This is a genomic window from Brevundimonas basaltis (assembly GCF_014202075.1).
In the GTDB taxonomy this organism is placed as follows: Bacteria; Pseudomonadota; Alphaproteobacteria; order Caulobacterales; family Caulobacteraceae; genus Brevundimonas; species Brevundimonas basaltis.
In genome coordinates this window covers 1-23,426 of record NZ_JACHFZ010000004.1, presented here as the reverse complement: position 1 = coordinate 23,426, position 23,426 = coordinate 1, and the positions used below count along the sequence as shown (strand labels likewise).

The 23,426-nt window shown below is 65.4% G+C and carries 18 protein-coding genes, 3 tRNA genes and 3 rRNA genes; 13 read left to right on the top strand and 11 right to left on the bottom strand.

The window, feature by feature from the left end; genetic code table 11:
- Positions 1-66 precede the first annotated feature (66 nt).
- Positions 67-594, top strand: coding sequence for a gamma carbonic anhydrase family protein (locus HNQ67_RS09765; RefSeq protein ID WP_183254897.1), 528 nt, complete (start codon positions 67-69; stop codon positions 592-594).
- A gap of 6 nt (positions 595-600) precedes the next feature.
- Here the strand turns inward: HNQ67_RS09765 and HNQ67_RS09760 are convergent, their stop codons facing one another.
- The gene (locus tag HNQ67_RS09760) at positions 601-1,140 is read right to left on the bottom strand and encodes a PAS domain-containing protein (protein WP_183254895.1); all 540 of its coding nucleotides are present in this window, start codon (positions 1,138-1,140) and stop codon (positions 601-603) included.
- Between the two features lie 143 nt (positions 1,141-1,283).
- On the opposite strand from HNQ67_RS09760, the gene HNQ67_RS09755 reads away from it, so the two are divergent.
- Positions 1,284-2,174 (top strand): hypothetical protein, encoded by an 891-nt coding sequence (locus tag HNQ67_RS09755; RefSeq protein ID WP_183254893.1) that lies wholly within the window; start codon positions 1,284-1,286, stop codon positions 2,172-2,174.
- A 131-nt stretch (positions 2,175-2,305) separates the two neighbouring features.
- Here HNQ67_RS09755 and HNQ67_RS09750 read toward each other — a convergent pair whose 3' ends face one another.
- From HNQ67_RS09750 to hfaA, 4 genes are all read right to left on the bottom strand, one after another.
- Complete coding sequence (locus HNQ67_RS09750) at positions 2,306-5,170, bottom strand: M16 family metallopeptidase (RefSeq protein WP_183254891.1); 2,865 nt, start codon at positions 5,168-5,170, stop codon at positions 2,306-2,308.
- 139 nt (positions 5,171-5,309) lie between these two features.
- Positions 5,310-6,563 carry a holdfast anchor protein HfaD gene (gene hfaD, locus HNQ67_RS09745; protein ID WP_183254889.1) on the bottom strand — a complete coding sequence of 418 codons (1,254 nt, stop codon included), beginning with the start codon at positions 6,561-6,563 and terminating at the stop codon, positions 5,310-5,312.
- Positions 6,490-7,506 carry a holdfast anchoring protein HfaB gene (gene hfaB / locus HNQ67_RS09740; RefSeq protein WP_183254887.1) on the bottom strand — a complete coding sequence of 339 codons (1,017 nt, stop codon included), beginning with the start codon at positions 7,504-7,506 and terminating at the stop codon, positions 6,490-6,492. Before hfaB ends, hfaD begins: the two co-directional genes overlap by 74 nt.
- On the bottom strand, positions 7,503-7,940 hold the full coding sequence (gene hfaA, locus HNQ67_RS09735) for a holdfast anchoring protein HfaA (RefSeq protein ID WP_343054881.1): 438 nt from the start codon (positions 7,938-7,940) through the stop codon (positions 7,503-7,505). The genes hfaB and hfaA overlap by 4 nt, the downstream gene beginning before the upstream one ends.
- Positions 7,941-8,124: 184 nt before the next feature.
- Here hfaA and HNQ67_RS09730 point away from each other — a divergent pair, with 184 nt between their 5' ends.
- Both HNQ67_RS09730 and HNQ67_RS09725 read left to right on the top strand, forming a co-directional pair.
- On the top strand, positions 8,125-8,751 hold the full coding sequence (locus tag HNQ67_RS09730; protein ID WP_343054879.1) for a rhomboid family intramembrane serine protease: 627 nt from the start codon (positions 8,125-8,127) through the stop codon (positions 8,749-8,751).
- A gap of 44 nt (positions 8,752-8,795) precedes the next feature.
- Positions 8,796-9,224 carry a CBS domain-containing protein gene (locus HNQ67_RS09725; RefSeq protein ID WP_183254881.1) on the top strand — a complete coding sequence of 143 codons (429 nt, stop codon included), beginning with the start codon at positions 8,796-8,798 and terminating at the stop codon, positions 9,222-9,224.
- A gap of 237 nt (positions 9,225-9,461) precedes the next feature.
- Here the strand turns inward: HNQ67_RS09725 and HNQ67_RS09720 are convergent, their stop codons facing one another.
- Positions 9,462-9,971, bottom strand: coding sequence for a hypothetical protein (locus tag HNQ67_RS09720; RefSeq protein WP_183254879.1), 510 nt, complete (start codon positions 9,969-9,971; stop codon positions 9,462-9,464).
- A 102-nt stretch (positions 9,972-10,073) separates the two neighbouring features.
- On the opposite strand from HNQ67_RS09720, the gene HNQ67_RS09715 reads away from it, so the two are divergent.
- The 8 genes from HNQ67_RS09715 to HNQ67_RS13750 all read left to right on the top strand — a co-directional run bounded on the left by HNQ67_RS09715 (position 10,074) and on the right by HNQ67_RS13750 (position 17,502).
- Positions 10,074-11,534: ribosomal RNA gene (locus HNQ67_RS09715) — 16S ribosomal RNA — on the top strand.
- 181 nt (positions 11,535-11,715) lie between these two features.
- Positions 11,716-11,792: transfer RNA gene (locus tag HNQ67_RS09710), tRNA-Ile, on the top strand.
- Positions 11,793-11,857: 65 nt separating this feature from the next.
- Positions 11,858-11,933: transfer RNA gene (locus tag HNQ67_RS09705), tRNA-Ala, on the top strand.
- Between the two features lie 202 nt (positions 11,934-12,135).
- A 23S ribosomal RNA gene (locus tag HNQ67_RS09700) occupies positions 12,136-14,924 on the top strand.
- Positions 14,925-15,005: 81 nt separating this feature from the next.
- Positions 15,006-15,120: ribosomal RNA gene (gene rrf, locus HNQ67_RS09695) — 5S ribosomal RNA — on the top strand.
- Together the 16S, 23S and 5S rRNA genes with 3 tRNA genes alongside form the textbook arrangement of a ribosomal RNA operon.
- A 79-nt stretch (positions 15,121-15,199) precedes the next feature.
- A tRNA-Met gene (locus HNQ67_RS09690) sits at positions 15,200-15,276 on the top strand.
- Between the two features lie 160 nt (positions 15,277-15,436).
- On the top strand, positions 15,437-15,811 hold the full coding sequence (locus HNQ67_RS09685; protein ID WP_183254877.1) for a BlaI/MecI/CopY family transcriptional regulator: 375 nt from the start codon (positions 15,437-15,439) through the stop codon (positions 15,809-15,811).
- Positions 15,808-17,502 (top strand): M56 family metallopeptidase, encoded by a 1,695-nt coding sequence (locus tag HNQ67_RS13750; RefSeq protein ID WP_183254876.1) that lies wholly within the window; start codon positions 15,808-15,810, stop codon positions 17,500-17,502. The genes HNQ67_RS09685 and HNQ67_RS13750 overlap by 4 nt, the downstream gene beginning before the upstream one ends.
- A 35-nt stretch (positions 17,503-17,537) precedes the next feature.
- Here the strand turns inward: HNQ67_RS13750 and ileS are convergent, their stop codons facing one another.
- On the bottom strand, positions 17,538-20,456 hold the full coding sequence (ileS, locus tag HNQ67_RS09675) for an isoleucine--tRNA ligase (protein ID WP_183254874.1): 2,919 nt from the start codon (positions 20,454-20,456) through the stop codon (positions 17,538-17,540).
- On the opposite strand from ileS, the gene HNQ67_RS09670 reads away from it, so the two are divergent.
- The gene (locus tag HNQ67_RS09670) at positions 20,455-20,598 is read left to right on the top strand and encodes a hypothetical protein (RefSeq protein ID WP_183254872.1); all 144 of its coding nucleotides are present in this window, start codon (positions 20,455-20,457) and stop codon (positions 20,596-20,598) included. The genes ileS and HNQ67_RS09670 overlap by 2 nt on opposite strands.
- Positions 20,599-20,606: 8 nt before the next feature.
- On the opposite strand, the gene HNQ67_RS09665 is transcribed toward HNQ67_RS09670, so the two are convergent.
- Genes HNQ67_RS09665 through HNQ67_RS09650 form a run of 4 tightly spaced genes read right to left on the bottom strand, consistent with a single transcriptional unit; the run spans position 20,607 to position 23,200 of the window.
- A complete protein-coding gene (locus HNQ67_RS09665; RefSeq protein WP_183254869.1) occupies positions 20,607-21,602 on the bottom strand; it encodes a bifunctional riboflavin kinase/FAD synthetase in 996 nt (331 codons plus the stop codon).
- Complete coding sequence (locus tag HNQ67_RS09660) at positions 21,550-22,008, bottom strand: MaoC family dehydratase (RefSeq protein WP_221247842.1); 459 nt, start codon at positions 22,006-22,008, stop codon at positions 21,550-21,552. The genes HNQ67_RS09665 and HNQ67_RS09660 overlap by 53 nt, the downstream gene beginning before the upstream one ends.
- A gap of 29 nt (positions 22,009-22,037) precedes the next feature.
- On the bottom strand, positions 22,038-22,907 hold the full coding sequence (locus tag HNQ67_RS09655) for a TIGR01459 family HAD-type hydrolase (protein WP_183254867.1): 870 nt from the start codon (positions 22,905-22,907) through the stop codon (positions 22,038-22,040).
- Entirely contained in the window at positions 22,904-23,200 is a 297-nt protein-coding gene (locus HNQ67_RS09650; protein ID WP_183254866.1) for a hypothetical protein, read from the bottom strand. Before HNQ67_RS09650 ends, HNQ67_RS09655 begins: the two co-directional genes overlap by 4 nt.
- Positions 23,201-23,426: the final 226 nt, after the last annotated feature.

The following is a 23,426-nucleotide window of genomic DNA, read 5'->3' as shown; positions in this document are numbered from 1 at the left end:
CTATGATGCTAGCGTGGTTTACGAGAGCTTAAAGCCCTTGTTTTGTTCAGAAATGGCGGTGTTCTGATGAATGTTTACGGTCTCGGAGACAAGAATCCACAGCTTCCACCTCAAGGCGAATACTGGATCGCACCGACTGCAACCGTCGTAGGAGACGTGATTCTCAAGCCGGGCGCCAGCATCTGGTTCGGCGCGGTGGTCCGCGGCGACAACGATCCGATCACGATCGGCCGGGACACCAATATTCAGGACGGCAGCGTGCTGCACTCCGACCCCGGCGAGCCCCTGATCATCGGCGACGGGGTTACCGTCGGCCACATGGTGATGCTGCACAGCTGCGAGATCGGCGACAACAGCCTGATCGGCATCGGCGCCGTGGTGCTGGGGCGGGCGAAGATCGGAAAGAACTGCCTGATCGGCGCCAACACCCTGATCACCGAAGGCAAGGAGATTCCGGACGGCTCGCTGGTGATGGGCCAGCCAGGCAAGGTCGTCCGGCAGCTTGAGCCGGGGCAGACAGAGGCGCTCAAGGCCTCCGCCGCTCATTATGTGCAGAACTGGAAGCGGTATGCGACGGGTCTCAAGCCGTCATGAGGTCGATCACGCGATCCGCCGGCCATCCACGGCGGCAAGGCTGAGCGGGGCGCGGGCCGGGGCGCCGACGCCAATGCAGACGCGGGCGGTAAGCAGGCGCGGCTCGTCGGCGGCCAGGGTCAGCGTCGCCGCAGGCGCATAGAGGCCCAGCAGGCGGTCTGGCCGTCCCGACGGCCCTCTCAGCGGCGCCAGGGCGATCTCGACCTGGGCGGCGATCTTGCCGGCGAGAGCCACGATCACAACGGGACGCCCCTCGCGGACGGCCTGGCTGAGGGCCGACGTGACCAGCGGTCGCGAGGCTTCGCGCCAGACGGACAACAGGTCCTGATCCTTCAGCGCGTCACCATGAAATCCTTCGATCCAGCTTCCGGCGACACGAATGACCGTATCATCGCCTTTGCGGTGCGCTACGAAGGCGCGGGGCAGGCGCAGGCCCAAGGCGTCAGGCTCCACTGCCGCCCGGCGGGGGATGCCCGCGCGCGAATCCGGCCGCCGCGACAGCGACATCCAGTGGTCGACCAGGAATTGCGTATCAGGGTGAAACATCGCCTCGATCTCCGCCGCCGACGCCGCAAGGAGCGGGCCGGGCGAAAAGCAACGGAAACGAAAGGCTTTTGCGGTTCAGATGCAGGCTGGAGCGGTCCGGGTCTTGCATCGGTCGCAGTTGTTTTTTGACGGGAGGTCGGCCCATGAGGGTGCGGATCATGAACTGGACGCCTGCGGTGGCGACTTTCGTCGTCGTGACGGCGGTCGCCGGAACCGCCGCGGCGCAGTGCGGGCCCGTCTGCCCGCCACCGCCGCCGCCGCCGTGCTGCGAGCCGCCGCCGCCGCCGCCTCCGCCTCCGCCTCCTCCGCCGTGCTGCGATCAGCCGCCCCCTCCGCCGTGCTGCGGCGGCGGCGGCGACTTCAACGTCAATGTGAACGTCAACGCCAACGCCAACGCCGGGGCGGATGCCAGCGCCCGCAGCCGGACCGGCCTGAACGCTCGCGCGGGGGGCAGCGTCTGGGTTTCTGGCGGAGGGTCCGCCTATGTGACCGTCGACCAGCCCTATCCCACCACCATCAACGGCCTGACCGTCGAGGGCGCCCGGGTGCGCCAGGTCATCCGCGTGCCCTATGAGGCCCGCCGCCGCTGGGAGAAGCGGGTCGTCATCCGCGCCTTCTGCATCGATGACCGCGCCGTTCCGCACCCGGCGTCGCAGGTGCGCCCCGACCGGGACGTCCATGGCGACTATGAAGGCGAACTCTACCGTTGCCTGGCGGGAACCTGGCTGCAGTACACTTGGGCCGAGTATCAGGGCGACGTCGATTTCGAGCGTGGCGAAACGATCAACTGCCGCAAGGGCGAGGCCCTGTGGCACGGCCGGGGTGGTCGGGTTGAATGCCGGTCCCAGAAGGCGGAACGCGAGTGCAACGAGCGGTCGCTGCTGCGTCGCTACGGCGCCGGGGTCAAGATCCTGACCATGGTTCGCGAGGAGATCTACACCGAATACCGCGAGGAAGTGGTGGAACAGGCCGGCGTGGCCGTGTCGGGCGCCTCCATGACCCTCGACGGCGGCGTCGGCGGCCGGGTTTTCTGACGCAGACCTGAACATCGGCGTTCAGCCGAGCGTCATGGCGCCTCCGTTAGAGTGCCCATTGTCGGCTCTGTCGACATCCTGAGAAGCGACTGGCCCCGATCCGCAAGGACCGGGGCCTTTTTTTCGAGCCGCTATTCGGCGGGGCTCGCCCCGGCATTGGCCGACACGACCCGCACCCGCACCGCCGTTGAGTCGGTCAGATATTTCTGAGCCAGTCGTTGGACGTCCTGCGGGGTGACGGCCTCCAACACCGCGATGTGGTTGACCGTCTGCTCGACTTCGGACGGGTCTTCCGCGACATCGGCCAGTTGGCCAAGCCAGTATTCATTCGTGGCCTGGCTGAGACGCAGTCGTTCGATCGCCGGAAGCTTGGCCCGGTTCAGTTCATCCGCTTCCGGCGGCGCGTCCCTGAGCGAGGCGGCGATCGCGTCGACGGCGTCATAGAAGGCCGGGATGGTTCCCAGCGCGGTCTCGCCCTGAACGAGCATGAAGCCGTAGTCGGGGAAGACATCCGAGGACTGGGCGCCGACGCCCGGCGAATAGGCCAGAGCCTGTTTTTCGCGAATCTCCTCCAGCACCCGCAGGCGCAGAACCTGGCTGAGGACCGACAGCTGACGGGCTTCGGCGCGATCGCCGACGGCGTCGGTCGTCGGCCACGCGACGATGGCCAGCGCCTGATCCGCCGGCCCCGTGTGGATCAGCTGCATGGGCTCGTCGGTCGGAGCGGGGAAGCGCTTCTGATCCGAGCCGGGAAGGGGCCGGGCATCCGGGCCGCGAGGCGGCAGGGCGCCGAAGGTCGATGCAACGGACGCGATCGCGTCCTCGACGGTCAGGTCGCCCACCATCGTGATGTTGACGGGCCCGTTGGCGAGGCCGCGGGTGAGCTCGGCCTTCAACTGTTCGTTGGTCCAGGCCTCGAGCGCCTGCGGACGAGGCAGGGCGTCGCGCGCGTCGCCGCTGCTGAGCAGGGACCCGCCATCGACGGCGAAGGCCCCGCCCGGCGTGGCGCGCGCCTGGTCGAGTTGCTGGGCATAGGCCGACTTGAGCAGTTGGAAGGGCGCCGGACGGATGCCCGGGTCGGTCAGGTAGGCGGCCAGAACCTGCATCTGCAGGGTCAGGTCCGCAGGGCGGGTCGAGCCGCTGAGGGTGTAGCGATCGTCGCCCGTTCCGAAGCCGGCGGAATAGACCCGGCCGTTCAGGACGCGGCTCATTTCGTCGGCGGTGAGCTTGCCGAGGCCGCCAGCGGTCAGGAGATTGGCGCCCAGCCCGGACACCGTCGGACGGTCGGTCGGCAGCCCCAGATCGCCTATGCCCGTGTGGACGCGCACGAGAATCTGTTCGTCGCGGAAATCGGTCGGCTTGACCGTCAGGGTGGCGCCATTGGCGAAAGTGACGACCGTCGCGCCGAGTTCGGCGATCTCGCGACGCTCCGTCACGGTCCCCGGCGCGCCGAACGCGTCATAGGGCCATTCCAGTTCGGCCTGGGCGGCGGGTGCCGCCACCGGAGTAGCGCGCGAGGCTTCGAGAGCGGCTGTGACCGCAGCCTCTCCACCCTCGATCGGCACGGGGGTCACGACGAGAGCCAGCGGCCCTTCGCCCTGGAAGACCTGGGGAAGGATCGTGTTGACGGTCTCGGCGGTCAGGCCCTCGACGGAGGCGTTGAACAGGTCGAGGCTGGTCTGCGGGGTGTTGAACACCCTCTTGCTGTTGACGGATCCCGCCAGGGCGTTGGCGAGCTGCGGGGTCCGGCGGGTCGCGGCGCCGGCCACGGCGTTTTCGAGAGCCGTGCGAACCGCCGTGATCTCGCGCTGCAGTTCCGCGTCGGAGACGCCGTACTGTACGAGGCGGCGCTGCTCCTGCTCGATCGCCTCGAGCGCGCGCTTCCACTCGCCGACATTGTACTGGGCCGACACCGAGGCGGCGCCGAAGCTGTCGGCGAGGTCGAATTCGCCGCCGCCGGCGCCGGTGAAGGGCGGATTGTCGCTGCGCGCGATCTCACCGAGGCGGCGGTTCAGGACGGCGACGCCGAGACTGCGATACAGGTCCTCCCGGCGCTCGCCGACGCTGTCGGGGTCGCGGTCCGGATTGCGGATGAAGCCCAGTTCGATCGTGGACTGGATACCGGGTTCGACCAGAATGCGGGTCTCCGGCCCGCGCGGGGCCACCGTGCCGAGATCGGGTTCCGGACCGGCCGGGCCCTTGCCCTCCCAGCTTTCGAACGCCGACCGGATCTTGCCCTCCATATCGTCGACGTTGAAGTCGCCGACGGCCACGAACGTCGCCCGTTCGGGACGGTAGTAGCCTTCGTAGAAGTCGACGAAGCGCTGCCGCGGCGCCGTGCGGATGATGTCCAGGTCTCCGATGGGCAGGCGGTCGGAAATCCGCTGACCCGGTGCATACAGCGCCAGTCGAGCCTTGATCGAACGCAGGCCGGGGGTGTTCCGAAGGCGTTCCTCGCCGACGATGACGTTGCGTTCGGCTTCGACCGCGTCCTCTGCCATCAGCGCTTCCGACATCTGCTCGCGCAGGATGCGCAGGGCGTCATCGACGGTGCCTTCGTCGGCGTTCGGAATCTCGAGCATGTAGATGGTCTCGTCGAACCCGGTCGAGGCGTTGGTGTCCGCGCCGAACGCCAGCCCGCGCCGCTCGAGGATGCGCAGCAGTTCGTTCTCCGGAATGTTGGTCGTTCCGTTGAACGCCATATGCTCCATGAAGTGGGCCAGGCCGAGCTGGTCCTCATTCTCCATCAGCGAGCCGGCGTCGATCCGCAGCCGGAACGAGGCTTGGTTCGGCGGCGTGGCGTTGCGCAGGATCGCGTACTGCATGCCGTTCGGCAGCACGCCAAAGCGGACGGCGGAGTCGGCGGGAATGTCGCTGGTTGCATGGACCCACGGATCGGAAGGCTGGACCTGCGCCTGGGCGAGCGCGGGCGAGGCCGCGGTCAGCACCGCGACGGAGGCGGCGGCGAGAAGGAGCAGACGACGGTGGGAACGCATGGAGGGCAATCTTTCCGTTGGGCGCGAGGGCTCCCGGTCGGGGCCGCGCCGGACAAGTTTCAGGGGCGCACGGTCTTCGACCGCCGACGCCCCCATCAACCTTTCGGCGACTGGGAATGGCCGCTCAAGTTACGGAAGATTAATGTGACGGCCGCGAGACGTGGAAAGTCGCGGAATTTCCGACAGAATTGGCGCCGGTGATCACCGCCCGGGTCGAGCCCGCGACGGTGGTGTCGGCTCTGGCCGAGACGTCGCCGTCGTTGGTCTGGCTGTTGCGCGCTTCCAGATAGCCGCCGCAATCCGAGCAGGAATAGCCGATAACGCTGTTCCCCACGGCGTCGGCGCCGACATAAACGTCGTAGCCGTTGGCGCCGGAGAAGGTGGCGGTGACGTCGACCCCGCCCGAGTTGAACTGGCTGTTGTCGATCTCGACGTAGATGTCGTTGTTGCCGATCGACAGTTCGTTCGCCGCCCCCCGGGCGTGCGCCTCGGCGCGGCCGAAGTCGAAGGCGGTGGTTGTGGCGGCGGCGCGGACGAAGGCGGTGTTGTCCTGACGGGAGTCCGCCACGACCGAGCCGCCCTCGTTGTAGAGCACCGCCTGGTTGGCGGTGGCGCGGGCGCGGCCGGCCAGGTCCCAGGCATTGCCCGAGTTGGCGCTGGACTCGGCCTCGACGAAGGCGCCGGTCGAGGTCTGGACGATGGCGAGGTTCTGGCCCGACGTCTGGCCGCTCGTCACCTGCACCGCATTGACGATGGCCTGGCTGTCGATGACGGCCTCGGCGGGAATGTATTGCGTCTCGATCCGGTTGTAGGCCCGCACCGTAGCCGAGGAGGACTGATCGATCGTTCCGCCGACGAACGAGCCTTCGCCGTACATGGCGACGGTGTTGGAGATGGCCGAGGCGTTGATATAGGCGCCGCCCAGCAGGCGGGCGTCATCGTCGCCCAGCTGCGAGGTCGCGCTGACCAGACTTCCCGTGTTGGACTGGGTCGCGTCGACCGTCAGATCCGAATCATAGGCGCTGACCGCCAGATAGTTGCCCTGGGCCTGGGTCGTGGCGTTGACGACGCCCCAGGTGTCGCCCCCAAAGGTCATGTCCGTGCCGGCCACGGCGTCGCCGCGCATGTCCTGATCGGACTGGACGGTGATCGATCCGTTCTCGACCGCACCCGAGGCGCTGTTGCCCTGGGCCGAGGTGCTGACGGTGACCTGTTCCTGCGCGTCGACCACGTTCAGCGTCTGGTGCGAGAAGACGTCGCCCAGCTGGAGTTGCTGGTTCAGGACGATGCTGTCGTCCGGGGGGGTCTGTGCGGCAGCCTCAGTAGCGGCTGCGGCGCACAGCGCCGTCGCGGCGATCGTGCCAGCGAGACGGATCCGCGCGGGTTTCGCCATTGTTCGTTCCCGTGTTGGGGTAAGCCGGATAGTAGCCGCCGGTCGGACCGGTGGTGCCTCCGAGGGGATCGGGACCCGCCGACAGGCAGATCTCGGGGCCGGGCGCTCCGTAGAGGTTGGCCATGAACTCGACCGTGGCGCGCTCGATGAGGGCCCGCACGGCCAGCTGGACAGGCTCCAGCCCGCCTTCGCCGGCGGAGATGTCGAACACGTTGCCGTTCAGGAAATCGAACACGCCGGCCGAGATTTCCCGGCCGATGATCTGCTTCTGATAGGACACGACGTCGACGACCTCGAGCGTGGTGGTCTGAACCAGCCGCAGATCGATGGCGATGTTCATCACGAAGGCCTTGCCCGCGAAGGCGGTTGACAGGGGTGTCTGTGAGGTGGCCTGGCCGGCGGCGAAGTCAAAGCCGCCCGAGCGGATATTGTAGTTCACCTCGGTGATGCCGCCGATGATGTAGAAGTCCGAACCGGGCACCGAGCCGGCCAGGATGCGGCGATACTGGACGTCGTCATCGCCCCCGGGGCCGGCGTCGCCGATCAGCCGGTTGTTGGCGTAACGCAACTCCATCTCGGAGACCGAGGTGTCGTAACGCTCAATCATGCGCGCGCCGGACTTGGCGAGGGCGGACATGGCCATCAGCGAGGCGCCGCCGGTGATCTGACGGCCGCCGTCGGCCGACACCGTGCCGGTGTAGTCGGCGATCCGGCCCACCGCCATGCGGGGCGAGGGCAGGTTATAGCGCCGGGCGTAGTCGGCCATGCAGTAGAGGGCGGCGGAGTAGGGGGTCGGATTCGCCGTCACTGGCGCGTTGCCGATCGGCGTCGCGTAGGTTCCGTTCGGCCCCGCCGACGCGGAGATGCAGCCGCCGAGAAGCGCGGCGATGGCGCCGACGGCGACAGCCGCCTTCAGACGCCGGGCGAACTGACTGGAAATCATGGAAGCCTCAGCGTGCCGTTCAGGCTGGTTCCGGCGGTGACGTTGCCGTTGTTGACCTGGCGGGAATTGACGATGACGGTGTTGTGGTTGCCCTGGACGACGACGTTCAGGCTGTTGCCGATGGCGGTCGAACCGCCGATGGCCGTGCCGCCGTTAGTGCCGCCCACGCCGGAGAAGCTCGAGGAGACCCCGCCGCTGGCGCTGGAATAGCTGTTCGCGCCGGCCTGGATGATGCCGTCCACGATCAGGCGGTTGCCATTCTGGTCCCGGGTCGAGCCGGTCTGGGGGCGGGCTGTGGTGTAACGTGAACCGCCGTAGCCGGCCTGGTAGGCGCCCATCCCGGACGAACCGGCCGACTGCGCCGCCGCCACCGCGGGCGTCACGATCAGGGCGGCGCCGAGGAGGGCGGAGACGGTCTTCAGACGGATGGTCACGAGAACCTCCACACGCGGACATGGTTTATGGGTCGGCAAGCAACCCGCGTCCCAATCTGGATCATGGTTATTAAGAACCGCTTGCCATGCTTCACCGTATGCCGCTGTCATTCCTGCAACCCCGGAGCCAGCCCTGACCGATAATCCCCCCGCCGAACCCGTCTTCAAAGCTCCGCTGGTTGTGGTGCTGCTGGCCGCCTCGCTGCCGGTTCTGTTCTGGCTGCAGACGAATCTGCCTGACGGCGGCCTGTCGCTGGCTTTTCAGCCGGCCGTCCTGATGCAAGGCGAGGCGTGGTCTACCCTGTTCACCTCGATGTTCATGCACCACGGATGGACCCACGTGCTCATGAACGCCGTTGCGGCTTTCGCTTTCGGCCCCCCGGTCGCCCGACTGATGCGGGGCCCGGAGGGCGCGGCCAGTTTTCTCGGCTTCTATATAGTGACCGGACTGGTGGGGGCGGTCGGCTACGCCCTGGTCCATCCGGACAGCTTCGACGCCGTCGGCGGGGCGTCGGCGGCGGTGTTCGGACTGATGGGGGCGGCTTTCAGGCTGCTCGGGCGGCGGGACGGAACGCTGCGTCCCCTGACCGACCGGCGCTTCCTGCTGATGGCCGCCGTCATCATGGCGGTCAACATAGGCGTCGGCCTCATCGGCCTGGTGCCCGGCGCGGCGGGCGCGCGGGTGGCGTGGGAGGCCCATGCCTTTGGCTTTGTAGCCGGCGCGCTGCTGATCGGTCCGTGGCTCCGGCTTTTGGGTCCGCGCCGACGGCCATTTGATTCCCCGCCCAATCTGGGCGACCCTCCGGCCTGAAGCGGTCCATCCGCGGCCGCGCTCTATAAAGAAGAGGAGCCGCGATGCTGGTCGCCGAAATTCTCAAGGAAAAGGGCGACGCCGTATTCAGCATCCGCCCGGATATGCGGTTGGGCGAAGCCTGCGGCGAGCTGGACCGGCTCAAGGTTGGCGCCCTGATCGTCTGTGACGCGGACCGGGTCGTCGGCGTCCTCTCGGAACGCGATGTCGTGCGGGCCGTCGCCCGGGGCGGCGCCGGCGCGCTGGAGAAGCCCGTCTCGGATTACATGACGGCGGACGTCGTATTCGCCGAGCCGGCCGAAACCGTCGCCATTCTGATGGGCCGGATGACCGACCGCCGGATTCGCCACCTGCCGGTCCTCCGCGACTCCCGTCTGGCGGGGGTCATCTCGATCGGCGACGTGGTGAAATGCCAGATCGCCGAGGCGACGCGGGAAGCGGAATCGCTGCGGACCTATATCGCGGCGGGCTGAGCGCAAGGCGGACCAGGCCGCATACTCCCCTGGCCGCGGGCTCAGCGGATGCCGAACGTCGCCCGGCGACCGGGACTCCGCGAGAAAGTTCAGGAATCCGTCGGAATCGGGTTGCGGTCTAAATGGCCGCTGCGTATATCGCCGCCTCGCTCGGAAACGGGCCGGCCACCGGGGCCACGGAGACGAAAGTCTCCAGGGGTTCCCCGGGAAGAAAGTCGCGAAAAGCGGGTTGCTTCCTTAAGGTGTTTCGGTTAGGTTCCGCGCTCCAATCGAATCGTCGGACGAGACAGGGGCAAGCCTCTCGGCTTTCCAGACGGTTTTTTGCGGCCCGAAGTCTTCGGATTTCAGTTCCCGCAAAATGGCTGAAAAAGCCCGGTTGACACGGAGAACGGCCTTCCTTAGAGAGCCGCCTCCGCCGTCCTCCGGGGCGGTTTGCAGACAGAGGTTCTTCTTTAAAAAGAACCGCTTGACGCAGAAAAATGAGGCGCTAAACAGCGCCTCCCTCGCTTCCGGGCGGGGCCGCTGAAAAGAGATTGTTCTTCTGAATGATCGCTTGACACCGGAAAGCGAGGCGACTACATCGCCGCCTCCGCCGCAACCGGGCGACAAACGGTGGGATCGGTTCTCCGGTTCCTGGGTCTTTGAAATCGTTGATCTGGAAAGAGAAACGCAGGCGGCGGTGTCCTGGCGACAATCCTTGAGATTGTCTCGACACTGACAACTGCGGTCTTTTTGAAAAGACACCATGACGTCGCTCTTCGGAGAGACGTTCGTGGGATCTCGTCAAGAATACGTAGAACTAATGCCAACCGGCCTTCGGGTCGGTCTGCTTAGGTCAGATAGTCAACTCAACCTGAGAGTTTGATCCTGGCTCAGAGCGAACGCTGGCGGCAGGCCTAACACATGCAAGTCGAACGGACCCTTCGGGGTTAGTGGCGGACGGGTGAGTAACACGTGGGAACGTGCCTTTAGGTTCGGAATAGCTCCTGGAAACGGGTGGTAATGCCGAATGTGCCCTTCGGGGGAAAGATTTATCGCCTTTAGAGCGGCCCGCGTCTGATTAGCTTGTTGGTGGGGTAATGGCCCACCAAGGCTACGATCAGTAGCTGGTCTGAGAGGATGACCAGCCACATTGGGACTGAGACACGGCCCAAACTCCTACGGGAGGCAGCAGTGGGGAATCTTGCGCAATGGGCGAAAGCCTGACGCAGCCATGCCGCGTGTATGATGAAGGTCTTAGGATTGTAAAATACTTTCACCGGTGAAGATAATGACTGTAGCCGGAGAAGAAGCCCCGGCTAACTTCGTGCCAGCAGCCGCGGTAATACGAAGGGGGCTAGCGTTGCTCGGAATTACTGGGCGTAAAGGGAGCGTAGGCGGACATTTAAGTCAGGGGTGAAATCCCGGAGCTCAACTCCGGAACTGCCCTTGATACTGGGTGTCTTGAGTGTGAGAGAGGTATGTGGAACTCCGAGTGTAGAGGTGAAATTCGTAGATATTCGGAAGAACACCAGTGGCGAAGGCGACATACTGGCTCATTACTGACGCTGAGGCTCGAAAGCGTGGGGAGCAAACAGGATTAGATACCCTGGTAGTCCACGCCGTAAACGATGATTGCTAGTTGTCGGGGAGTTTACTTCTCGGTGACGCAGCTAACGCATTAAGCAATCCGCCTGGGGAGTACGGTCGCAAGATTAAAACTCAAAGGAATTGACGGGGGCCCGCACAAGCGGTGGAGCATGTGGTTTAATTCGAAGCAACGCGCAGAACCTTACCACCTTTTGACATGCCCGGACCGCCAGAGAGATCTGGCTTTCCCTTCGGGGACTGGGACACAGGTGCTGCATGGCTGTCGTCAGCTCGTGTCGTGAGATGTTGGGTTAAGTCCCGCAACGAGCGCAACCCTCGCCATTAGTTGCCATCATTTAGTTGGGAACTCTAATGGGACTGCCGGTGCTAAGCCGGAGGAAGGTGGGGATGACGTCAAGTCCTCATGGCCCTTACAGGGTGGGCTACACACGTGCTACAATGGCGACTACAGAGGGTTAATCCTTAAAAGTCGTCTCAGTTCGGATTGTCCTCTGCAACTCGAGGGCATGAAGTTGGAATCGCTAGTAATCGCGGATCAGCATGCCGCGGTGAATACGTTCCCGGGCCTTGTACACACCGCCCGTCACACCATGGGAGTTGGTTCTACCCGAAGGCGCTGCGCTAACCGCAAGGGGGCAGGCGACCACGGTAGGGTCAGCGACTGGGGTGAAGTCGTAACAAGGTAGCCGTAGGGGAACCTGCGGCTGGATCACCTCCTTTCTAAGGATGCGTCTCCAGAGGCTCTCTCACGAGGGTCACTATTGACGCTCCAATAAAATGCGGGGCGCCGCCGTCTCCGTTTCTCTTTCCTCTTTCGCCTTCATCGGCGTCCGGCATTCGGCCGGCGGTGATGAGGGTGCGATCGCGAGCCTGGGCTTCCGCCTGGCTGTCGTGCCGCCATAGGCCCGTAGCTCAGGTGGTTAGAGCGTACGCCTGATAAGCGTAAGGTCGGCAGTTCGAGTCTGCCCGGGCCTACCAGCCTCGCTGGACCGGCTACGACACTCGCCGACGGCTCTCCTGGGCTTCGCAACGTTCACTGGAACGGGGCCATAGCTCAGTTGGTAGAGCGCCTGCTTTGCAAGCAGGATGTCGTCGGTTCGACTCCGTCTGGCTCCACCAGGAACCTTGTGATCGCAAATCGAGATTGCCCCGGCCGCATCGGCCGTCGGCATTGAAATTGTAAAGGAAGAGCGTGTCCGGCCCCTCATAGGCTTTCAGGACAGGTTCGAGAGAAGACATTGTCTGACAAAAATCAGGCATGGACCCCCGGCATTTCTTTCCAGTCGGCGGGAACATCCATGCATGAGTTTTGCTGAGAAACGATCAAGCGTTGAAGGGCTTCTGACGGATGCCTTGGCGTAGAGAGGCGATGAAGGACGTGGCAAGCTGCGATAAGAACCGGGGAGGCGCTAGCACCCTTTGATCCGGTTATTTCCGAATGGGGAAACCCACCTTTGCAGTCTTCCAATTCATGTCCGGTCTTCGGACCGGGCGCGGATTGGCGGATTGCTTAAAGGTATAATGACCTGAATACATAGGGTTCATTAAGCGAACCCGGGGAACTGAAACATCTCAGTACCCGGAGGAAAGGACATCAACCGAGACTCCCGTAGTAGTGGCGAGCGAACCGGGACCAGGCCAGTGCTCTTGTGAAATAAAGTCGAACGATCTGGAAAGGTCGGCCATAGCGGGTGACAGCCCCGTAGACGTCAAACAGCAAGAGACTCGAGTAGGGCGGGACACGTGAAATCCTGTCTGAACATGGGGGGACCACCCTCCAAGCCTAAGTACTCCTCTACGACCGATAGTGAACAAGTACCGTGAGGGAAAGGTGAAAAGCACCCCAACGAGGGGAGTGAAACAGATCCTGAAATCGGAAGCCTACAAGCAGTCGGAGCCCCCATGCGGGGTGACGGCGTACCTTTTGTATAATGGGTCAGCGACTTCATGTGTCGAGCAAGCTTAAGCCGTTAGGTGTAGGCGCAGCGAAAGCGAGTCTGAATAGGGCGCCAAGTTCGACGTATGACGACCCGAAACCAGGTGATCTATCCATGAGCAGGATGAAGGTTGGGTAACACCAACTGGAGGTCCGAACCCGTGAATGTTGAAAAATTCTGGGATGACTTGTGGATAGGGGTGAAAGGCCAATCAAACCTGGACATAGCTGGTTCTCCGCGAAATCTATTTAGGTAGAGCGTCCGACGAATTCCTTGGGGGGTAGAGCACTGGATGGTTGCGGGCTGCGCGAGCGGTACCAATACTAACCAAACTCCGAATACCCAAGAGAACTATCGGGCAGACACACGGCGGGTGCTAACGTCCGTCGTGAAAAGGGAAACAACCCTAACCATCATCTAAGGCCCCCAAGTACTGGCTAAGTGGGAAACGATGTGGGATTGCTTTGACAATCAGGAGGTTGGCTTAGAAGCAGCCATCCTTTAAAGAAAGCGTAACAGCTCACTGATCAAGCGATCCTGCGCGGAAAATGTAACGGGGCTCAAGCCAGTCGCCGAAGGTATGGGTGTGCACTTATGTGCATGCGGTAGCGGAGCGTTCCGTAAGCCGGTGAAGGTCAACTGTGAGGTTGGCTGGAGGTATCGGAAGTGAGAATGCTGACATGAGTAACGATAAACAGTGTGAGAAACACTGTCGCCGAAAGACCAAGGGTTCCTGCGTAAAGCTAATCTGCGCAGGGTTAGTCGGCCCCTAAGGCGAGGCTGAAAAGCGTAGTCGATGGGAAGCAGGTAAATATTCCTGCACCAGCTGGAAGTGACGGATGGTGTAAGTTGTCAGGGCTTATTGGATTGTCCTGGCAGCGAAGCTGTCCCTGGAAATAACTCCAGCAGAGACCGTACCCGAAACCGACACAGGTGGTCAGGTAGAGTATACCAAGGCGCTTGAGAGAACTGTGCTGAAGGAACTCGGCAAATTGCACGCGTAACTTCGGAATAAGCGTGACTCACCTCGGGCAACCGAGACTGAGTGGCACAAGCCAGGGGGTAGCGACTGTTTAGCAAAAACACAGGGCTCTGCGAAGCAGCAATGCGACGTATAGGGTCTGACGCCTGCCCGGTGCCTGAAGGTTAAAGGGAGATGTGAAAGCGTCGAACTGAAGCCCAGGTAAACGGCGGCCGTAACTATAACGGTCCTAAGGTAGCGAAATTCCTTGTCGGGTAAGTTCCGACCTGCACGAATGGCGTAACGACTTCCCCACTGTCTCCAGCACAGGCTCAGTGAAATTGAATTCCCCGTGAAGATGCGGGGTTCCCGCGGTCAGACGGAAAGACCCTATGAACCTTTACTATAGCTTCGCCTTGGCGTTAGCGACCGTATGTGTAGGATAGGTGGGAGGCTATGAAGCCGGGGCGCCAGCTCTGGTGGAGCCATCCTTGAAATACCACCCTTACTGTCGTTGACGTCTAACCGAGGGCCGTTATCCGGTCCCGGGACATGGCGTGGTGGGTAGTTTGACTGGGGCGGTCGCCTCCTAAAGTGTAACGGAGGCGCGCGATGGTGGGCTCAGACCGGTCGGAAATCGGTCGTCGAGTGCAATGGCATAAGCCCGCCTGACTGCGAGACTGACAAGTCGAGCAGAGACGAAAGTCGGCCATAGTGATCCGGTGGTCCCGCGTGGAAGGGCCATCGCTCAACGGATAAAAGGTACTCTAGGGATAACAGGCTGATTTTGCCCAAGAGTCCATATCGACGGCAAAGTTTGGCACCTCGATGTCGGCTCATCACATCCTGGGGCTGGAGCAGGTCCCAAGGGTATGGCTGTTCGCCATTTAAAGTGGTACGTGAGCTGGGTTCAGAACGTCGTGAGACAGTTTGGTCCCTATCTGCCGTGGGTGTTCGAAGCTTGAGAGGATCTGTCCCTAGTACGAGAGGACCGGGATGGACGTACCTCTGGTGGACCTGTCGTGGCGCCAGCTGCGCAGCAGGGTAGCTATGTACGGAATAGATAACCGCTGAAAGCATCTAAGCGGGAAACTAACCTCAAAACAAGGCTTCGCTGAGGATCGTGGAAGACTACCACGTTGATAGGCCAGGTGTGGAAGTGGGGCGACCCATGAAGCTTACTGGTACTAATAATCCGATCGGCTTGATCGTTTCTCAGCAAAACTCATTCGATTACTTCGGCTAGGCCGAAGCTGACAATGTCTTCTCACAATCGTCTATCCGCCTGGTTGACCTGGTGGCTATGTCGGAGGTTCCCCACCCGATCCCATTCCGAACTCGGTCGTTAAGCCCTCCAGAGCCGATGGTACTTCGTCTTAAGGCGCGGGAGAGTAGGTCGCCGCCGGGTCTACCAGTCGGATAGATGATTGTATTTGCGGGCCGTCGCCCGTTCTCTCGAACCGTTCTTCCTTTTCACTACCGTTTGCCGCGGGATGGAGCAGCCCGGTAGCTCGTCAGGCTCATAACCTGAAGGTCGCAGGTTCAAATCCTGCTCCCGCACCCAAGATCCGAAACCCCGCTGGCTCCGCCGGCGGGGTTTTTCATTGTGGGCCTCTGTGAGGTCGGACTCGCCTTACCGCGAGTTCATCGTGCCGCCGCATTGCTGACTTTATCCGCTACAAATGTAGCGCTACGAATGTAGCGTCGCTGTTGTCGGAGATGTCATGATCGAAACCCTGCCGCGCCGCGAGCGAGAGGTCTTCGAGACCCTGTGCCGGCTGCAGACCGGTGCCACCAGCGCCGTGCGGGCTGCGATGGGCGGTTCGCTGAGCGACTCGGCCGTTCGCACCCTGCTGGCCCGGCTTGAGGCCAAGGGACTGGTGTCACGGGAGTCTCACTCCGACGGCGTCCTGTTCCGGCCTTCGCCGCGCCCCGAGACGATCGCCGCCAGCGCCCTGCGCCGGACGGTCGACACCTTCTTCGCGGGATCCGCTGCCAGCGCCGCCACCGCCCTGCTCGGCCTGACGCAGACGTTGCAGCCGGAGGAGCTTGAGGCCCTGGAGCGCGCCATCGGCGAGGCGCGGGAGCGCGGATCATGACCATCGAACTGATCGTCGGACTATTGTGCAAATCCGGCGTCATCGCCGGCGCGGGGCTGCTGCTCTCTAGCTTGTCCGAATTCCGCGCGGCCAGCGATCGCGTGGACGTGCTCAGGGCGGCTGTCTGCGTTCTGCTGGTCCTGCCCTTGCTGACGGCCTTTGGGCCGAGCGTCCAGCTTCAGGTTCTCCCTGCCGCGGTCGAGCCGGCCATGACACCCGCCCCGGTCTGGCAGGGCTCCGTGACCCCGGTGGAAGGGCTGTCGCTGTCCAGCACGCTCCGGACGCCTTCGCCGGCGGAGATATTCGCCGGCGTCTGGATCGCCGGGGCGCTGGTGGTGCTCGGCCGTTTCGCCCTCGGGGTGCTGGCCCTCTGGCGCTGGACCCGGACGGGCGTCCCCGTGACCGATCGGGCCTGGACCAGGCCGTTGGAGACCTTGGCTCCGCGCCGCCGTCCCCGGCTGATCGCCGTGAGCGCAATCGGGTCGCCGCTCAGCTGGGGCCTGCCCCCCGGCGTCGTGCTCGTCAGCCGGTCCTGCCTGTCGAAGCCAGAGGCCGCCGGCGCGGTGCTGGCTCATGAGTTGGCCCACATTCGCCGGGGCGACTGGCTGTTCCTCGCCCTGTCGCGGCTGGCCCTGGCCCTGTTCTGGTTCAATCCGCTGGTCTGGCGCCTGCACAACACTTTGGCGAGCCGGACCGAGGACGCCGCCGACGCGGCTGCGCTCGCCATCGTGGATCGGCAGACCTACGCCCGCGCCCTCGTTGGCCTCGCCGCCGACTTCCGTCCGTCCGCCGCCGTCGGCATGGCGGCGGACGCCCAATCCCTGACCAGAAGGATCAACCGCATCATGATCGACCGCACCGCACGCTCTCGTCCGATGGCCATGGCGTTGGCTATTGGCGCACTGATGGCCGTCGCCACGCCGATCGCAGCGCTGGAAGTAACCCGGCAGTCACCGCTTGCCCCGCCCGCGCCGCCGCCAGCCCCCCAGGCTGCCCCGGCCCCGCCCGCGCCACCCGCGCCGCCGGCCCTGAGCTCGCTCTTGGCCATGCCCGCCCCACCGGCTCTATCGGTCCGGCCTGCTCCTCCTCCTGTCCCGCCTGCTCCTCCCGCGCCGCTGCGCTTGCAGGACGGCTCGCGCATCACGATCACGAACGGCGGGCGGACTCATGTCTACCGATCGGTGGAGGAGATGGATCCGGAGATCCGTCGCGCTTACGAACGGGGCCGGGAGGAGGCGGCCGTGGCTCGTCTGCACGCCGCCGAAGCGAGGGAGCACGCGCGCGCCGCACGAGCCGAGGCCGCTCGCGCCCGGTCCGAGGCCCGCGTCCACCACGCCGCGGTCAGGGAGCAGGCCAGAGCCGCGACCGCCGGGGCGTGGGCCGCGGCCGCCGAAGCCCGGGTCCAGGCCGACGCCGCCCGGGCGGAAGGTCGCCGCGCCATGGCTCGCGCCCGGGTCGAAATGCGTCAGGGCGCGGACGAGATGGACCGGGGCGCGAACGAGATGCGGGAAGAAGCCCGCCGTCTGCGCGATCCCGCCTATAGGGCGCGGCAGATCGAGGAGAACCGGGCGCGGGGCAGCACGGTCACCGATGCCGAACTGGTCGCCCTCTCGCGCCGGCTGCCGGAGCAGGCCGACCAGATGGAGCGGCAGGCGCAGCGGATGCGGGAGCGATCCGCGGACCAGACCTGAGGTCTGTAAGGCCCCGCTTTGGCGGGGCCTTTTGGTTATGCCCGGCGCGCGTCCCAGGCCCGAACCGCGTCGGCGTCGCGGGCGCTCAGTTCCGGGTGGTCAGGGTCCGAGCCGACGTCCGGCACGCGCCGCCATGAGCGGGCGCATTTCGGATGATCGGCCAGCCGGATTTCGACGGTTACGGCGTCGCCAGCGACCTTCAGTTCTGCGCCCGAGGTGCGGAACACCTCGGCGGGGTCGAGTCCCGCGAACGGCGCGAACGCGGCCGCAGGGCCGGTGACCACGGGCCAGGCGTCGAGCGCGCCGCCGATGATCTTGTCGCGGCGGGCGGCTTCCAGCGCCTCGTTGACGATCTCGAGCACGGTTTCGATGCCCGCCCAACGCTCCGCCTCGTCCGGATTGCGCCAGTCGTCGGGCGTGTCCGGGATGACCCGGGCGCAGTTCGACCCGGCGTCGGGGAAGCGGGTGGTCCAGGCTTCCTCCATGGTGAAGGGAGTCAGCGGCGCCAGCCAGGCGGTGAGGCGCATGAAGACCTCGTGCATCACCGTGCGTGCGGCGCGGCGGCGGACCGCATCGGGGCGGTCGCAGTAGAGGCTGTCCTTGCGGATGTCGAAATAGAGGGCCGAGAGGTCGCCGGAGCAGAACTCGATCACCGGGCGGACCACGTCCTGGAAGTCATAGTTGGCGTAAGCCTTGCGGACCTGGCCGTCGAGCTCCCACAGGCGATGAAGGATGAATCGCTCCAGCGGCGGCATCTGGTCCAGCGGCAGGCGTTCGACCTCGTCGAAATCGGCGAGGGCTCCGAGCAGGTAGCGGACCGTATTACGCAACTTGCGATAGGCGTCGACCGTGGTCTGCAGGATCTGCTTCCCGATCCGCTGGTCCTCGGCGTAGTCCACAAGGGCGACCCACAGGCGCAGGATGTCGGCGCCCGACTCCTTGATGACCACGGCGGGGTCCGTGGTGTTGCCCTTCGACTTGGACATCTTCTCCCCGTTCTCATCCTGGGTGAAGCCATGGGTGAGAACGGCATCGTAAGGCGCGCGGCCGCGGGTGCCCGCGCCTTCGAGCAGGTTGGACTGGAACCAGCCGCGGTGCTGGTCGGAGCCCTCGAGATAGAGGTCGGCGGGCCAGTGCGACGGGCGGTCGCCGGTATAGCCGTGGGCCGGGTCGCGGCTCTCGAGGGTGAAGGCGTGGGTGCAGCCGCTGTCGAACCAGACGTCGAGGATGTCGGTGATCTTCTCGTAGCGCTCCGGGGCGTGGGCGCCGAGGAAGTCTGCGTCGGGGCGGTCGAACCAGGCGTCGGCGCCGCCGTCGCGGACCGCGGCCAGTATGCGGGCGTCGACCTCGGGGTCGTGCAGCGGCTGGCCGGTTTCCTTGTCCACGAACATAGCCAGCGGCGTGCCCCAGGCCCGTTGCCGGCTGATCAGCCAGTCGGGGCGACTTTCGACCATGGTGCGGATGCGGTTCTTGCCGGCGGCCGGGTGGAAGGCGGTGGCGTCGATCGCTGACAGCGCGCGCTCGCGCAGGGTGCCGTCGTCCTCGAGCGGCTTGTCCATGCGGATGAACCACTGCGGCGTGTTGCGGAAGATGACCGGGGCCTTGGAGCGCCAGCTGTGCGGATAGGAATGCTCCATCCGGCCACGGGCCAGCAGGTTGCCGGTCTCGATCAGCTTTTCCATCACCGCGCCGTTGGCGGGGCCGAACTTGCCTGTCTTCTTGCCCTCGGTCTCGATGACCTTGAGGCCGGCGAAAAGGGGAACGTGCGGGTAGTAGGCGCCGTCGGGGTCGACGGTGTCGGGCACTTCGTGATGACCGTGCGCCTTCCAGACCTCGAAGTCGTCGGCGCCGTGGCCCGGGGCGGTGTGAACGAAGCCCGTGCCGGCGTCGTCGGTGACATGGTCTCCGGCGAGCAGGGGCACCGAGTAGCCGTAGCCCGATGACAGGGCCGCCAGCGGATGGGCGCATTCGAGGCCGGAGGGATTCAGGTCGTCGATGCGGGTCCACGTTGCGATCTTCGCGGCCTTGAAGACTTCCTCGGCCAGCTTGTCGGCGAGGATCAGCCGGTCGCCGGGCCTGGCCCAGGGCTCGAACTCCAGCCCGGTCTCCATCGCCGTGACCTCGTAGAGGCCGTATGCGATCTCGGGGCCGTAGCTGATGGCGCGGTTGGCCGGGATGGTCCACGGCGTCGTGGTCCAGATCACCACCGACGGATTGGCGTGGCGGAAGGCCAGCAGGTCGTCGGGATGATCGTCGGTCGCGCCGGTCACCGGGAATTTGACCCAGACCGTCGGGCTGACGTGGTCGTGGTATTCGATCTCGGCGTCGGCGAGGGCGGTGCGCTCGACCGGAGACCACATCACCGGCTTGGAGCCGCGGTAGAGCTGGCCCGAGTTCTTGAACTTGTGGAACTCGGCGACGATGGCGGCCTCGGTGGCGAAGTCCATCGTGGCGTAGCGGTTGTCCCAGTCGCCGAGGATGCCGAGGCGTTTGAACTGGTCACGTTGCACGTCGATCCAGCCGGCGGCGTATTCACGGCAGGCCTGACGGAACTCGGCCTTGGAGACCTCGTCCTTGCGGCGCCCCCTGGCCCGGTACTGTTCCTCGATCTTCCACTCGATCGGCAGGCCGTGGCAGTCCCACCCGGGGACGTAGTCGACGTCGTTGCCGAGCAGGAAGCGGCTGCGGACGACGAAGTCCTTCAGCGTCTTGTTCAGGGCGTGACCGATGTGGATGTCGCCGTTGGCGTAGGGCGGGCCGTCGTGGAGGACGTAGAGGGGCGCGCCCTCGGCCTGACGCTGTTTGCGCAGGGCGGCGTAGAGGTCGCCCCACTGCTCGAGGATCAGCGGCTCCTTCTGGGGCAGGCCGCCGCGCATGGGGAAGGGCGTCTCCGGCAGGAAGACGGTTTCGCGATAGTCGCGCGAAGTAGCAGGGGTGTCGCCGGCGTCAGCCATGAAGTCTCGTCTCGTCGTGTTGATCGTTCGCGTGGATTTCGAAGCCCCCGGCGTGCGCGGGGCCAGAGCCCAGCAGCGCTACGCCGGGCGGATAATCGAAATCAGGCGAAACACGCGGACGGTCATGGTCCGTTCGGTCTAGCAGGCGGTTCATGAGGGCGCCAGCCGCAGAGCGGCGCGGGCCGCGTCGGCGTCGGCGTCGATCTGGACCTTGAGGGCGTCCAGGCCGTCGAAGGTCCTCTCGCCGCGGAGGAAGGCTATCAGGTCGGTCTCGACGGTCTGGCCGTAGAGGTCGCCGTCGAAGTCGAACAGCCAGACCTCGAGCAGCGGCTCGTCGAGGGCGTACATGGGGCGCAGGCCAAGGCTGGAGACGCCGTCGACGACACGGCCGTCGGGGAGGCGGCTGCGGGTGGCGTAGACGCCGAAGGCGGGGCGCATGTAGTCGCCGAGGCGGATGTTGGCGGTCGGGACGCCGATGGTGCGGCCGCGCTTGTCGCCGTGGACGACCTCGCCCTCGATGGCGAAGGGGCGGCCGAGGATGGCGGCGGCCCGCTGCATGTCGCCGGCCCGGACGGCCTCGCGGACGGCCGAGGAGGACAGCTTCAGGCCGTCGGGATCATCGACGCGATCGGCGACGCTGACGGTGAATCCGAGCGTCTCGCCGTGGCGGCGCAGGCCCTCGGGGGAGCCGGTGCGGCCCTTGCCGTAGGTGAAGTCGAAGCCGACGGCGGCGTGGCGAACGCCCAGGCCCGCCGCCAGAACGTCCCGCGCAAAGCTCTCGTCGGACATGGCGGCCATGTCGGCGTCGAAGGGCAGCAAGTAGAGACGGTCGACGCCAAGGGGTTCGAGGGCCCGGACCATCTGGGCCGGGGTCATCAGGCGGAAGGGGGCGGCGTCAGGCTGGAACCAGCGGCGCGGATGCGGATCGAAACTGACCACGCCGAGCGGGGCGCTGAGGGCGCGGGCCGCCTCGCGCGCGGTGGCGATGACCGCCTGATGGCCGCGATGCACGCCGTCGAAGGCGCCGATGGCCACCGCCGCGCCCTTGAGGTCGTCGGTCAGGCCGCGCCAGTCGGAGACGATCTGAACCAAGTCAGTCCTTCGCGGGGCGCCGGCGGCGGGGAACGCGGACCAGGGCGACGCCATCCATGACAAGCTTGCCGTCGACGAAGCCCTCGCAGTCCAGTTCGACCCGGGCGCTCTCCTGATCGACGGATTTTACGCTGACCCGGACCAGCACCTCCTCGCCGATGCGCACCGGCATGTGGAAGCCGAGGGTCTGGGACAGGTAGATGGCCCCGGCTCCCGGCAGGATGGTGCCGACCACGGCCGAGCCGAACGAGGCCGTCAGCAGGCCGTGGGCGATGCGGCCGCGATAGGCGGTCTTGGACGCGAAGGCCTCGTCCATATGGACCGGGTTGAAGTCGTCGGAGGCCTCGGCGAACTGTTGGATGCGCTGTTCGGTGACAAGGATATTGGTCTCCGCCGTCATGCCGACGTGGAGTTCTTCGAGGATGTAGCCGCCGGAGGGGTGTTGCGTGACGATTTCCATGGCGGGGGCTTAGCCTGAATTGAGGCCGCTCACCACGTCAGATCGAGCATGGCGTAGCGGGCGTACGTCGTTTCAGCCTTGAGCAGGCCGGCGGCGCGGGCGGGGTCGAGGCGGCCGTCGGAGCCGCGGGCGGCGTCGCCGTGGATGCCCTGGGCGATGAACAGGCAGTCCAGCGCCTGGCGGTTGGCGCCGAGCACGTCGGTGACGACGCCGTCGCCGATGCACAGCACGCGCGAGCGGTCGACGGGCTTGCCGAGCAGGTCAGCGGCTTCCCTGAGGGCCAGGTCGTAGATCGGGCCGAAAGGCTTGCCGGCCATGGTCACGCGGCCGCCGAGGCTTTCGTAGAGGTCGGCGAGGGAGCCGCCGCAGTAGATCAGCCTGTCGCCGCGCTGGACCACGCGGTCGGGGTTGGCGCAGATCAGTTCGAGGTCGCGGGCGACGCCGGCGGCGAGGCGGTCGCGATAGTCCTCGGGGGTTTCGTTCTCGTCGTCGACCGGGCCGGTGACCGAGATGAAGGCGGCGTCGGCGGCGCCGTGGGCGCTGTCGAGGCCGAGACCTTCGTAGAGCGGCCAGTCGCGGTCCGGGCCGATGACCCAGGCGGGGCCGGGCGCGCGTTTGGCGAGTTCGGCGCGGGTGGCGTCGCCGGAGGTGACGAAGGCCTTCCAGCTGTCGCGCGGCACGCCGAGACGGTCGAGCTGGGCCACCACGTCGGAGGACGGGCGCGGCGAGTTGGAGATCAGCACGACATGACCGCCCTGCTCGTTGAAGCGCGTCAGGGCGGCGCAGGCGTCGGGCCAGCTCTCGCGGCCGTTGTGGATCACGCCCCAGACGTCGCAGAGCAGGATGTCGTAGTCGGCGGCGACAGCGCCGAGGCCGGAGAGGGCGTGGGGGAGGGTCATGGGGGGCTGATAGCGGTTTCGCGGGAGGGGGTGAAGGGCGGTACAGGAACGGGCGACATCGGCGGGGGCGCGTCGAAGGGCAGGTTCAGCCGCTCGGCCATGAACAGCAGGCCGGGCACGATGAAGTCGTGCAGATTGGCCCTGCCGCGCGCCTCGAGGGTCCAGAGCAACAGGTGTTCGCGCTCGAAATGCGGCTGCAGCCGGCCGGCGGCGATCTCCTGGAGGCGCCAGTGCTGGGCATGCCACGACAGTCGGTCCTTGCAGCGCGGGCGGGAGGGGCGGCGGGGTTTCATAGGCGACTCCGGGCTTTCGAGGGGGAAGGCGAGGCAGCAGGCAGCAGGCAGCAGGCAGCAGGCAGGATTCTGCGCCGCTTCGGGAAAAGCGGTTGGGGAGGGCGCGGGACAGCCGGGCCTCGCCCGGTTGAGATGTGAATACCGTTTCGACGAGACAGACTGTCCCGCGCGGTCGTTATCCACGCGCCCTCCGGCTGGCGGCCCTGTCATTCGAGCCTTGCCGGAT